The sequence below is a fragment of the Variovorax sp. TBS-050B genome (assembly GCF_029893635.1).
In the GTDB taxonomy this organism is placed as follows: domain Bacteria; phylum Pseudomonadota; class Gammaproteobacteria; order Burkholderiales; family Burkholderiaceae_C; genus Variovorax.
Map to the genome: position 1 here is coordinate 693,953 of NZ_JARXYR010000002.1, position 12,646 is coordinate 706,598.

Sequence of the window (12,646 nt, forward strand, 5' to 3'; positions counted from 1 at the left end):
CCGATGCTATGACCGCCGGCGCGCGCGCCGCATGACGGCGGTCAAGTATTCGCGATCACGAATGATCGGGAATGCGCGCGACGTGCAGCAGGTTGGTGGTGCCCGACTGGCCGAAGGGCAGGCCCGCGACCACGACCACGTCGCTGCCCTTGGCCGCGAAGCCCTCGGCGCAGGCGGTGCGGCAGGCGCAGTCGATCATCTCGGCCACGTCGCGCACGTCGTCGACGAGCACCGCATGCACGCCCCACACCATCGCCATGCGGCGCGCGGTGGCGATGTCGGGCGTGAGGCTCAGGATCGGCACCGCCGGCCGCTCGCGCGCGGCGCGCAGGCTGGTGAAGCCCGAGGAGGTGTAGGTCACGGTGGCGGCCGGCGCGAGCAGCGTTGCCACCTGCCGCATGGAGGCGCAGACCGCGTCGGCGGTGGTCGACAGCGCGGCGTCGTGCGTGGCGTCGATGCCCACGCGGTACGAGGCGTCGGCCTCCACGCGCGCGATGATGCGCTCCATCATCGCCACCGCCTCGAACGGATACCGGCCCGAGGCCGACTCGGCCGAGAGCATCACCGCGTCCACGCCGTCGTAGACCGCGGTGGCCACGTCGGACACCTCGGCGCGCGTGGGCACCGGCGCGGCGATCATCGATTCGAGCATCTGCGTGGCCACCACCACCGGCTTGCCGCCCTTGCGGCAGGCGCGCACGATGAGCCGCTGCAGCTCGGGCACGCGCTCGGGCGGCAGCTCCACGCCGAGGTCGCCGCGCGCCACCATCACGCCGTCGCACAGCGCGACGATCGCGTCGAGGTGTTCGATGGCCGCGGGCTTCTCGAGCTTGGCCATGATCCAGGCCTGCGTGCCGATCAGCGCACGCGCCTCCTCGATGTCCTCGGGCCGCTGCACGAAGGACAGCGCCACCCAGTCCACGCCCATCGCGAGGCCGCAGGCGAGGTCGTCGCGGTCCTTGGGCGTGAGCGGCGAGATCGGCAGCACCACGCTCGGCACGTTGGCGCCCTTGCGGTCGGAGATCGGGCCGCCGACCAGCACCGTGGTCTCGGCGAAGTCGGCGCCGTGGCTGTCCACGCGCAGCCGCAGCTTGCCGTCGTCGAGCAGCAGCTCCGTGCCCACCTGCAGCGCCGCGAAGATCTCGGGATGCAAGAGCGGCGCGCGGCGTGCGCTGCCGCTGGTCGCATCCATGTCGAGCCGGAAGCGCGCACCCGCCTCGAGCTGCGCGCGGCCGCCCTCGAAGGTGCCGAGCCGGAGCTTCGGTCCCTGCAGGTCGAGCAGCACGCCGATCGGGCGGCCGAACTCCTTCTCGAGCCGGCGGATGGTCTCGAGCCGGCGCGCATGGTCGTGCTGCGTGCCGTGGCTGAAGTTGAGCCGGAACACGTCGACGCCGCGCTCGAACAGCGCGCGGATGGCCGGCTCGTCGGTGGTGGCCGGCCCCAGCGTGGCCACGATCTTGGCGCTGCGCATGCGTCGCATCGTCGGTGCTCCGGTTCAGGACACGAGACAGACGCGGCCCTGCTGCGCTTCCATCGCGCGCGCGAGCAGCTTGACGAGGGCGTACACGCTGTCGATGTGCGGCGTGGGCGTCTCGGTGAGGCGCGCGAGCTCGACCACCGCGCCGACCAGCGCGTCGATCTCGGGGGCGCGCCCCGCCTCCACGTCCTGCAGCATCGAGGTCTTGTGCTTGCCGACCTTCTCGGCGCCCGCGATCCGCTTCTCCAGCGTCACGCGGAACTCGATGCCGAGCTTGTGCGCCACGTCCTGCGCCTCGCGCATCATCGCGGCCGCGAGTTCGCGCGACAGCGGGTACTGGCAGATGTCGACCAGCGTCGAATGCGCGAGGCTGCTGATCGGATTGAAGGTGAGGTTGCCCCAGAGCTTGAGCCAGATCTCGGCGCGGATGTTGTCGAGCACCGGCGCCTTGAAGCCCGCGGCAGTGAAGCAGGCCGCGACGCGGTTCACGCGCTCGCTGGCCGAACCGTCGAGCTCGCCGACGGGGAAGCGGTCGCCCTCGATGTGCCGGACCACGCCCGGCGCGACGAGTTCGGAGGCGGGATAGACCACGCAGCCGATGACGCGCTCCGCCGGGATCTTCGCGGCCACGATGCCGTTCGGATCGACGCTGCGCACCGGCGTGCCCGCGAGCGCGCCGCCGTGCTGGTGGAAGTACCAGAACGGGATGCCGTTCTGCATCGTCACGACCACGGTCTCGGGCCCGAAGAGCTTGGGCACCTCGTTGGCCACGGCCTCGACCTGGTGTGCCTTCATCGCGAGGATCACGATGTCCTGCGGCCCGGCCTGGTCGTAGCGGTCGGTGGCCTTCGCGTTCAGCGCGACCTGTTCCTGCCCGTCGGCGCCGATGAGCTTGAAGCCGTTGGTGGCAATGGCGTCGAGGTTGTGGCCCCGCACGATGAACGTGACGTCCTCGCCGGCCAGCGCGAGCTTGGCGCCCACGAGTCCACCGATGGCGCCTGCGCCGATGACTGCAATCTTCATGTCGATCCCCAAGGTTGTTGATTCTTTGGCCGCGCGGGCTCAGCCGAAGCGGTTGCCGAGCCGGCCGATGCCCTCGATCTCCACCTCGACCAGGCTGCCGGGCTTCATCGAGCCGACGCCCACCGACGTGCCGCACAGGATCACGTCGCCCGGGTGCAGGGTCATGTCCTGCGAGATCAGGCTGACCAGCTGCTGCACCGCGAAGCGCATGTCGCTGATCGGATAGTTCTGGCGTTCCTCGCCGTTGAGGATGGTGCGCACCACGAGCGTGGCGGGGTCGAGCCCCGTGGCCACCACCGGGCCCATCGGGCAGAAGGTGTCGAAGCCCTTGGCGCGCACCCACTGCGCGAAGGAGGCATCGCGATTCAGGATGTCGGCCACCGTCACGTCGTTGGCGCAGGTGTAGCCGAACACATGGGCGAGCGCCTCGGACTCGGCGACCGCGGTGCAGGTCCTGCCGATGACGATGCCGAGCTCGCCCTCGAACACCACCTTGCCTTCGCACAGCGGCTTGCGGATCGGTTCGCCGTGCGCGAGGTAGCTGTTGGGCGCCTTGAGCAGATAGAGCGGCTCCGCCGGCACCGCGAGCTTGAGCTTCTCGCCGAGCGCATGGAAGTTGTTCCACAGCGCGATGACCTTGGTCGGCTCGGTGGGCGTGAGCAGCCGCACGCCCGATCGCAGGAACACGCGGCCCGTGGGCTCGGGGTGCTCGAACATGTTGCCGCGGTGCTCGTGCACCGTGTCGTCGTCGCCGAGCGTGCCGAAGCCCGTCTCGCCGCCGTGCTCGAAGCGGACCCATCGCTGGCGCTGTTGTTGTTGCTGTGGCTGCATGCCGTGCCTCCTTGGCGGTTCTGTGGGATGGGTGGGCTGCCCGGTTCAGTCGAAGGGCAGGTAGTCGGGCGCGACCAGCGAGGCCAGCAGCTCGCCGATCTCGGCCGGGTTCTCGGTCACGTGCAGGCCGCAGGCCTTCATGACGGCGAGCGTCTGCCGCGCGCCCTCGCCGCCGCCCGGCACCGCGCCCGCGACGAAGCCGACCACGGGCTTCTGCATGTGCTCGCAGATCCACTGGGCGCAGCTTTCCTCGTCGCTGCCGCCGGTGTCGCCGACCATGATCACGGCGTCGGTGCGCGGGTCGTCGTTGAACATCTTCATCACGTCGATGCAGCCCAGCCCGCCGATCGCGTCGCCGCCGACGCCCACCACCGTCGATTGGCCGATGCCGAAGCGCCCGAGCTGGCTCGCGACCTCGTAGGCGAGCGTGCCGGAGCGCGAGACCACGCCGATGCGGCCGCGCTGGAACACGTGGCCGGGCATGATGCCGATCTTGATCTCGTCGGGCGTGATCAGCCCCGGGCCGTTGGGGCCGAGCAGCAGCGTGCGGCGGCCCGCCATGCGTTCCCGCGTGCGGATCATGTCGCGCACCGGAATGCCCTGGGTGATGCAGACCACGAGCTCCAGGCCCGCGTCCACCGCCTCGTCGATCGCCGCGGCCGCGAAGGGCGGCGGCACGTAGATGACCGACACGGTCGCGCCGGTCTCGGCCCTGGCCTCGGCGACGGTGCCGAACACCGGAATGCCGTCGAAGGACTTGCCGGCCTTGCGCGGGTTGACGCCCGCGACGAAGCACTTGCGCCCGTTGCCGTAGTCGCGGCACATCGCGGTGTGGAACTGGCCGGCCTTGCCGGTGATGCCCTGCGTGATCACGCGGGTGTGCTTGTTGACGAGGATCGACATGGCAGGCTCCTCAGTGCGCGCCCGGCCGGGGCGTGGAGAGCGCGGACGCGACGGCGAAGCCCGCGGCCTCGTCGATCTGGTCCGCGTGGATGATCGCCAGGCCCGACTGCCCGAGCAGGGTCCGGCCCAGCGTTTCGTTGGTGCCCTTCATGCGCACCACCAGCGGCACGGAGAGCGCGGCCTCGCGCGCCGCGGCGATCAGCCCGCGCGCCGCGACGTCGCACTTCAGCAGGCCGCCGAAGACGTTGACCAGCACCGCGCGCAGCCGCGGGTGGCGCAGCACCAGCCGGAAGGCCTCGGCCACCTGCTCGGCCGTGGCGCCGCCGCCCACGTCGAGCACGTGCGCGGGCACGCCGCCATGGAGCCGGATCGCGTCGGTCGTCGCCCGGGCCAGGCCGGCGCCGTTGACGAGGCAGCCGATCTCGCCGCCGAAGGGGGTGTACGAGAAGCCGGCGCGCCATGCCTCGGCCTCGGCCGGGTCTTCCTCGTGCGGATCGCGCATCGCGGCGATCTCGGGCTGGCGGAAGAGCGCGCTCGGATCGAAGTCGAAGCTGGCGCCGAGCGCGAGGATGCGGCCGTCGCGCGTGAGCACCAGCGGATCGATCTCGGCCCGCGCGGCATCGCAGGCATCGAAGGCCTGGTAGAGGTTCTGCACCAGCGTGCGCACCTGCGGCAGCTGCCGGCCCGAGAAGCCGATGTCGCGCGCGATGCCGTCGGCCTCGGCGGCCCGCACGCCGGCCGCGGGATCGACCAGCAGCCGGTGGAGCTTCTGCGGTGCGCGCCCGGCGCCTGCGCCCGATGCGGTGAGCGCCACGCGGCGCGCGTCGCGGTCGACCGCCATGCCGAGGTAGAACGCCTGCTCGACCTCGACGCTCTCCTCGACCAGCAGCCGCCGCACCACGCGGCCGGCGGGGCCGGTCTGCGGTGTGCGCAGCGTGGTGCCGAGCAGCTCGCCAGCATGGCGCCGCACCTCGGCCGCCGACCATGCGCGCCGCACGCCGCCGGCCTGGCCCTTGCCGCCGGCATGGATCTGCGCCTTCACCACCCAGGCCCGCCCGCCGAGCCGCGCGGCGGCCTCGACCGCCTCGTCGGGCGAGAAGCAGGCATGGCCACGCGGCACGGGCACGCCGTATTTGCGCAATACCTCCTTGCCCTGGTGCTCGTGGATGTGCATTGGCGGCTTTTTTTTCAGGCGCCGAGTTCGGCCCCGCGGCTTTCGGCCCAGTTGAAATAGCGGCCCCGGATGGCGCCGACTTCCAATTCGCGCTTCTGGTGCTCTTCTTTTTTCTGCTCGATCACCTCGGCCAGGAATTTGGCGTCGTAGGCGCGCAGCAGGTGCGGCTGGTGCGTATTCAGGTAATTGCAGACGCGCTCGACGCCGTCCTGGCTGTGGCGCAGGAGTTCGCAATAGATCTCGCGGTCCCAGTGCCAGCGGAATCCGAGCTCGTAGAACGCCGCGTTGTAGGCATTGCGTTCGGTTTCGCTGTTCCAGTATTGAATAGGCAATTCATCGATCATGAAATTTCTCCTAGAAATTGAATGCCGGGCGACAAATGGTTGGCGGGTCGGCATGATCAAAATGTAGATTCGATGATCGATAAATAATAGTTAAACTATTTTATTGAGTGCATTTGCGATGAGTTATATGTGATCGGCCGCAATTACCCATTGCAGATCGTTTCCTTTCTGCAGGCGGCCCCTTCCTCTTTTTTCGCGCTGACCGCGCGGCGCCCGGTGCGAGCCGGGCGCGCGCGGGCTCAGATGACGTGTTCGGCGCGCAGCGCCTCGATGTCGCCGGCGGTGTAGCCGAGCTGCGCCAGCACCTCCTCGGTGTGCTCGCCGAGCAGCGGCGAGCGCGTGACCTCGGTGGGGCTGTCGGACATCTTGATCGGGTTGCCCACCGTCAGGTACCTGCCGCGCGTGGGATGGTCGACCTCGACCAGCGTGCCGCTCTCGCGCAGCGACGGATCGGCGGCGATCTCCTTCATCGACAGGATCGGCCCGCACGGAATGTCGTACTGGTTGAGGATGTCCATGGCCTCGAACTTGTCCTTGGTCATGGTCCATTGCTCGATGCGCGCGAAGATCGGCTTCAGGTGCAGCAGGCGCGCGGCCGGGGTGGCATAGGCCTCGTCGGTGATCCAGCCCTCCTCGCCGATCACCTTGCACACCGCGGGCCACACGGCCGCCTGCGTGATGAAGTAGATGTAGGCGTTGGGATCGGTCTCCCAGCCCTTGCAGCGCAGGATGGAGCCCGGCTGGCCGCCGCCCGAGGCATTGCCCGCGCGCGGCACCGCGTCGCCGAACTTGCCGTCGGGGTACTGCGGGTATTCATGCATGGTGCCGGTGCGTTCCAGCCGCTGCTGGTCGCGCATCTTCACGCGGCAGAGATTGAGCACCGCGTCCTGCATCGGCGCGAGCACCTTCTGGCCGCGGCCGCTGTGGGTGCGCTGGTAGAGCGCGGCGACGATGCCGAGCGCGAGGTGCAGGCCGGTGCCGCTGTCGCCGATCTGCGCGCCGCTGACCACCGGCGGACCGTCCTCGAAGCCGGTCGTCGAGGCCGCGCCGCCCGCGCACTGGGCGACGTTCTCGTACACCTTGCAGTGCTCGTACTTGCCCGGGCCGAAGCCCTTGACCGAAGCGACGATCATGCGCGGGTTGATCTCCTGGATGTGCGCCCAGGTGATGCCCATGCGGTCGAGCGCGCCGGGCGCGAAGTTCTCGACCAGCACGTCGCAGGTGCGGATCAGCTCGTCGAGCACCTTCTTGCCCTTGGGCTTCTTGGTGTCGAGCGTGATCGAGCGCTTGTTGTGGTTCAGCATCGTGAAGTAGAGGCTGTCCACGCCGGGAATGTCGCGCAGCTGGGCGCGGGTGGCGTCGCCTTCGCCGGCGCGCTCCACCTTGATGACGTCGGCGCCGAACCACGCCAGCAGCTGGGTGCAGGTGGGCCCGGACTGGACGTGGGTGAAATCGAGGATGCGGACGCCCTCAAGTGCCTTGCTGCCCATTCAGTTGTCTCCAGTCTTGGTCTTGGCCTCGAGTTCTACCAGACGCGCGCGCAGCTTGCGATCCTCGGCGAAGCGCGCGCTCTCGTCGCGCACGATGGCGACGATGCCGGTCACCTGGCCGCCGTCGCCGAGCAGCAGCGACACGGTGAAGGCGATCGAGAGGGTGCGGCCGTCCTTGTGCAGCGCGGGCACCTTGAGCAGGTCGGCGCCGTAGCGCGTGACGCCCGTCTCCATGGTCTTGTTGTAGCCGTCCCAGTGCCGCTGGCGCTGGCGCTCGGGGATGATCAGGTCGAGCGACTTGCCCAGCGCATCGGCTTCCGTGAAGCCGAAGATGCGCTCGGACGCCTTGTTCCAGAGCACGATGGCGCCTTCGGCGTCGCAGACGATGACCGCATCGCCGGCGCCGCGCACCAGTTGCTCGAAGTCGATGTTCGAAGAAGCCAAGCTCAGATCCCCGCTTATCCTGGAAAACACGTTCGCTGCCGGCCGCGGACCCGCTCGCGCGGGGCCGCGGCGCGGGCTCAGATCACCTTGCCTTCATGCAGCGCGGCGATCTGTTCCTTGCTGTAGCCCAGCTCGGCCAGCACCTCGTCGGTGTGCTCGCCCAAAAGCGGCGAGGCGGTCACCTCGGGCTTCAGGTCCGAGAACTTGATCGGGCTGCCGATGGTCCAGTAGCTGCCGCGCTCCTTGTGCGGCACTTCGACGATGGAGCCGCTCTTGCGCAGCGACTCGTCGTGCAGCAGTTCCTTCATCGACAGCACCGGGGCGCAGGGGATGTCGTACTTGCGGAAGATGTCGACCGCCTCGAACTTGGTCTTGTCCTTGATGAAGTCCTCGATGGTGGCGAAGATCTGCTCGATGTGCGGCTGACGGGCCTTGGCGGTCATGTAGTCGGGGTCGGTCTTCCACTCCGGTTTGCCGAGCGCGTCGCAGATCGGATCCCAGGCATGGCCCTGCACCGTGAAGTAGATGTAGGCGTTGGGGTCGGTCTCCCAGCCCTTGCACTTCAGGATCCAGCCCGGCTGGCCGCCGCCGCCGGCATTGCCGCCGCGCGGCACCACCTTGTCCTTGAAGGCGTCCATCTCGTGCGGGTACTGCGGGTACTCCTCGAGGTAGCCGACCTTGTCCAGGCGCTGCTGGTCGCGCATCTTCACGCGGCACAGGTTGAGCACCGCGTCCTGCATCGAGCAGGCCACCTTCTGGCCCTTGCCGGTCTGCTGGCGGCCGATGATGGCGGTCAGGATGCCGATCGCCAGGTGCATGCCGGTGTTGGAGTCGCCGAGCGCGGCCGCCGAGATCGTCGGCACCGAGTTCTCGCCCTTCCACCAGCCGGTGGTGGAGGCCGCGCCGCCGGCGCACTGCGCCACGTTCTCGTACACCTTCAGGTCCTCGTAGTGATGGCCTTCGCTGAAGCCCTTGACCGAGGCGTGGATCAGCTTCGGGTTGAGCTCCTGGATGCGCTCCCACGAGAAGCCCATGCGGTCGAGCGCGCCGGGGCCGAAGTTCTCCACCAGCACGTCGGACTCGCGCACCAGCTTCTCGAGCACAGCCTTGCCCTCGGGCTTCTTGGTGTCGAGCGTGATCGAGCGCTTGTTGCTGTTGAGCATGGTGAAGTAGAGCGCGTCCACATCGGGAATGTCGCGCAGCTGGCTGCGGGTGACGTCGCCGGCGCCCGGGCGCTCGACCTTGATCACGTCGGCGCCGAACCAGGCCAGCAGCTGCGTGCATGCGGGACCGGCCTGCACGTGGGTGAAGTCGATGATCTTGATGCCGGCGAGGGGTTTGTTGTTGCTGCTCATGCTGCGTATCTCCTTGGATGAATGGACGGATTACTTCTTCTTGGCCGTGGCCGGGTTGAGACTGGTGATGCGGCCGCTCTCGGTGCCCGCGGTCTCGTCGATCACGGCATTGATGAGCGTGGGGCGGCGCGAAGCCACCGCTTCGGCGAGGGCCTTCTGCAGCTCGTCCGCGGTGGTGGCGTTGACGCCCACGCCGCCGAAGGCTTCCATCAGCTTGTCGTAGCGCGCGTTCTTCACGAACACGGTGGGCGCCACGTCGGGCGTGCCGCTCGCGTTCACGTCGGTGCCGCGGTAGACGCCGTTGTTGTTGAACACGATCACGCAGACCGGCAGGTTGTAGCGGCAGATGGTCTCCACCTCCATGCCGCTGAAGCCGAAGGCGCTGTCGCCCTCGATGGCGATGACCGGCTTGTCGGTGACCACGGCGGCGGCGACGGCGAAGCCCATGCCGATGCCCATGATCCCCCAGGTGCCCACGTCGAGGCGCTTGCGCGGCTCGTACATGTCGACGATGCTGCGCGCGAAGTCGAGCGTGTTGGCGCCCTCGTTCACCACGATCGCATCGGGCCGCGCCTTCACCTGCTCGCGGATCACGCTGAGCGCGCTGTGGAAGTTCATCGGCGAGGGCCGCTCGGCCAGCGTGGCGGCCATCTTCGACAGGTTCTTGTCCTTGCGCTCGGCGATCGCGCCGGTCCATTCGGCCGGCGGCTTGGCCCACTTGGCGTCGATGCCCGCGAGCAGCGCCGCGACGCAGGAGCCGATGTCGCCGATCACCGGCGCGGCGATGGCGACGTTGCTGTCGATCTCGGTCGGCGCGATGTCGATCTGGATGAACTTCTTGGCGCCCTTCTCCTGGCCCCAGGTCTTGCCCTTGCCGTGCGAGAGCAGCCAGTTGAGGCGCGCACCGATCAGCAGCACCACGTCGGCCTCCTGCAGCACGTAGGAGCGCGCGGCGGCGGCCGACTGCGCATGGGTGTCGGGCAGCAGGCCCTTGGCCATGGACATCGGCAGGTAGGGAATGCCGGTCTTCTCGACCAGCGCGCGGATGTCGGCATCGGCCTGTGCGTAGGCGGCGCCCTTGCCGAGCAGGATCAGCGGCTTCTTCGCGCCCTTGAGCAGGTCGAGCGCGCGCTGGACCGCATCGGGTGCGGGAATCTGGCGCGGCGCGGGGTCGATCACCTTGATCAGCGAGGCCCGGCCCTTGGCCGCATCCATGGTCTGCGCGAACAGCTTGGCCGGCAGGTCGAGGTACACGCCGCCCGGACGGCCCGAGAGCGCGGAGCGGATGGCGCGCGCAATGCCCACGCCGATGTCCTCGGCATGCAGCACGCGGAAGGCCGCCTTGCACAACGGCTTGGCGATGGCCAGCTGGTCCATCTCCTCGTAGTCGCCCTGCTGCAGGTCGACGATCTCGCGCTCGCTGGAGCCGCTGATGAGGATCATCGGGAAGCAGTTGGTGGTCGCGTTGGCGAGCGCCGTCAGGCCGTTGAGGAAGCCGGGCGCCGACACCGTGAGGCAGATGCCGGGCTTCTGCGTGAGGAAGCCGGCCGCGGCGGCCGCGTTGCCCGCATGCTGCTCGTGGCGGAACGAGATCACGCGCATGCCCTCGGCCTGCGCCATGCGCGTCAGGTCGGTGATGGGAATGCCCGGCAGGCCGAAGATGGTGTCGATGTCGTTCAGCTTCAGCGCATCGATGACCAGGTGGAAGCCGTCGGTGGTTTCCGCCTCCTGTTGTTCCTCGCCGGGCTGCTTGAGCGCGCGCACGACCGCATCGCCATCGGCGGCCCGGGTCTTGGGCTTGAGGGCGTCCTCCAGGGTCGTGGATGCCTCTTTGTCCGTTCTTACTGAAGACATGTCTCTCCTTCTTGCTTGGGTGAATGGCCGAGGCCCGAGCCGGGACTATGATTCGGGGGCATGCTTTCGAGCGTTGACCTCGGTCAACTTTCCGGAAAACGGCACCGGCCAGACCACCCAGAAGTTGTTGTTGCGATGTCGAGCAAGACGGGACCCATGACCTTGTTGGAAAACCACCCGGAAAAGAACATCATTCGCGCGCAGCTCCGGCAGAACATCCTGCTCAAGGACCTGAGCGAGAACGAGCGCGCCGAGCTGGAAACCCATCTCGTCATCGTGGACGGCAACAAGGGCGACTTCCTGCTGCACCAGGGCGTGCGCGAGATGGAGCAGTACTTCATCCTCGACGGCATCCTCAAGCGGGTGGTGAGCAACCCGGAGGGCAAGGAAATGATCCTGCGCTTCGCCGATGCCAACGACATGGAGACGAGCTACGCGGCGCTGCGCCTGGGCACGCCCACGCCCTACGGCATCGTCTGCGTCACCAAGGCGCGGGTGGCGAGCCTGCCGCTGAAGGAATGGATCGCGTTCCTGAACCGCCACACCGAGACCAAGGAGCTGTTCGAGTACTGCGTGATGCGCGGCATGAGCGAAATCATGGCGCACACCATCACGCTGCACCTGCTCGACGCGCCGGGGCGCGTGCACCGCTTCATGCGCAAGCATCCGGAGCTGGAGGACCGCATCCCGAGCAAGGAGTTGGCCTCCTACCTCAACCTCTCCGCGGAAACCCTGAGCCGGTTGCGCAAGCGAGGCAAGATCTAAAGCGGGAGCGGGAGCGGACATCCGAACGCAGAAGCAAGACAAAAGCTACGCAGAAGTCGCAGAAGAAACCGGGAAGGTTTCTCAAGGTTTTCTTTTGCGACTTCTGCGAAACCTTTGCGACTTCTGCGTTCGGCTGTCCGCTTTCTTCAGGTCTGTTTTGCCGACGCGAAGCGGCGCGAGCTGGTCATCAGCCGCAATTGGTTGTCGATGCCCTTGACGCCGTCCACGCGGGCCGCCACGTCCTGCGTCAGCGTGCGTTCCTCGGCGTCGAGCACGATGCCGCGCAGCGTCACCCGGCCCTGCTCGGCTTCGACGGTCACGCGGATGTCGGTGGTCGCCTCCTCGTCCTTGAGCGCCGCCTTCACGCGGGCCGCGAGCGCCATGTTGGCGAGCAGTGCGCGCGAGGCCGGCGTTTCGGCGAACTCCGGCCGCTCGGTCAGCGTGCGGATCTGCGCCACGCAGCTGTCGATCGAGAGGCGGTCGGTGTTGAGCACCAGGTCGTAGAGCACCGGGTCGCCCCAGGTCACGCCGAACTGGGCGTGCATGCGCGTGGCGTGCGCCTCGTCGCTGCGCCGGATCTCGGATTCGGCGAACTCGGCGTCGTCGGTCTCCAGGTGCGCCATCAGCCATTCGACGCGCTTCTTCATCGAACGCGTGATGCGCACGCACACCACGTGCGGCACCGGCCGCAGCAGGCAGGTCGCGCCCCAGCCGCGCAGCACCACGTTGCCGCGGTCGGCCAGCGCGAAGAGCTCTTCGGCGGTGTAGAGCGCGAGGCTGCGGCGGTCGGCCCGCAGCCGCTCGACGAAGCCGGCCTTGCCGTCGCGCAGGCGGCCGATCAGGCTGGTCGAGACCTGCATCCGGTCGGCCACGCGCTCGATGGCCTCGTGGCGCATGATCTCGAGCCCCATCGTCTCGGCGAGCCGCATGGACACGTCCTTGGCGAGGGAACCCATCTCCTGGGTGAGTGCGATCACTGGCATGGC

Annotated in this window: 12 protein-coding genes; 1 reads left to right on the plus strand and 11 read right to left on the minus strand. The window is 68.3% G+C overall.

The window, feature by feature from the left end:
* Positions 1 to 55: 55 nt before the first annotated feature.
* From pyk to oxc, 10 genes are all read right to left on the minus strand, one after another.
* Positions 56 to 1,480: a pyruvate kinase gene (gene pyk, locus M2165_RS06255; RefSeq protein ID WP_280813810.1), complete on the minus strand. Its 1,425-nt coding sequence runs from the start codon at positions 1,478 to 1,480 to the stop codon at positions 56 to 58.
* A 15-nt stretch (positions 1,481 to 1,495) separates the two neighbouring features.
* Complete coding sequence (locus M2165_RS06260; RefSeq protein WP_280813811.1) at positions 1,496 to 2,500, minus strand: 2-dehydropantoate 2-reductase; 1,005 nt, start codon at positions 2,498 to 2,500, stop codon at positions 1,496 to 1,498.
* Positions 2,501 to 2,539: 39 nt separating this feature from the next.
* Complete coding sequence (locus M2165_RS06265; RefSeq protein WP_280813812.1) at positions 2,540 to 3,331, minus strand: fumarylacetoacetate hydrolase family protein; 792 nt, start codon at positions 3,329 to 3,331, stop codon at positions 2,540 to 2,542.
* A 45-nt stretch (positions 3,332 to 3,376) separates the two neighbouring features.
* Entirely contained in the window at positions 3,377 to 4,234 is an 858-nt protein-coding gene (gene sucD, locus M2165_RS06270; protein ID WP_280813813.1) for a succinate--CoA ligase subunit alpha, read from the minus strand.
* 10 nt (positions 4,235 to 4,244) lie between these two features.
* The gene (sucC, locus tag M2165_RS06275; protein WP_280813814.1) at positions 4,245 to 5,408 is read right to left on the minus strand and encodes an ADP-forming succinate--CoA ligase subunit beta; all 1,164 of its coding nucleotides are present in this window, start codon (positions 5,406 to 5,408) and stop codon (positions 4,245 to 4,247) included.
* 14 nt (positions 5,409 to 5,422) lie between these two features.
* Positions 5,423 to 5,806 (minus strand): hypothetical protein, encoded by a 384-nt coding sequence (locus tag M2165_RS06280; protein WP_280813815.1) that lies wholly within the window; start codon positions 5,804 to 5,806, stop codon positions 5,423 to 5,425.
* Between the two features lie 185 nt (positions 5,807 to 5,991).
* On the minus strand, positions 5,992 to 7,242 hold the full coding sequence (frc, locus tag M2165_RS06285) for a formyl-CoA transferase (RefSeq protein WP_280813816.1): 1,251 nt from the start codon (positions 7,240 to 7,242) through the stop codon (positions 5,992 to 5,994).
* Complete coding sequence (locus M2165_RS06290) at positions 7,243 to 7,686, minus strand: PAS domain-containing protein (RefSeq protein ID WP_280813817.1); 444 nt, start codon at positions 7,684 to 7,686, stop codon at positions 7,243 to 7,245. It abuts the gene before it with no gap.
* 77 nt (positions 7,687 to 7,763) lie between these two features.
* The gene (gene frc, locus M2165_RS06295) at positions 7,764 to 9,041 is read right to left on the minus strand and encodes a formyl-CoA transferase (RefSeq protein ID WP_280813818.1); all 1,278 of its coding nucleotides are present in this window, start codon (positions 9,039 to 9,041) and stop codon (positions 7,764 to 7,766) included.
* Positions 9,042 to 9,071: 30 nt separating this feature from the next.
* Positions 9,072 to 10,895, minus strand: coding sequence for an oxalyl-CoA decarboxylase (gene oxc / locus M2165_RS06300; protein WP_280813819.1), 1,824 nt, complete (start codon positions 10,893 to 10,895; stop codon positions 9,072 to 9,074).
* A 156-nt stretch (positions 10,896 to 11,051) separates the two neighbouring features.
* On the opposite strand from oxc, the gene M2165_RS06305 reads away from it, so the two are divergent.
* Entirely contained in the window at positions 11,052 to 11,660 is a 609-nt protein-coding gene (locus M2165_RS06305) for a Crp/Fnr family transcriptional regulator (RefSeq protein ID WP_280813820.1), read from the plus strand.
* A 146-nt stretch (positions 11,661 to 11,806) separates the two neighbouring features.
* Here the strand turns inward: M2165_RS06305 and M2165_RS06310 are convergent, their stop codons facing one another.
* Positions 11,807 to 12,643 (minus strand): cytidylate kinase family protein, encoded by an 837-nt coding sequence (locus M2165_RS06310; RefSeq protein ID WP_280813821.1) that lies wholly within the window; start codon positions 12,641 to 12,643, stop codon positions 11,807 to 11,809.
* Positions 12,644 to 12,646 lie beyond the last annotated feature (3 nt).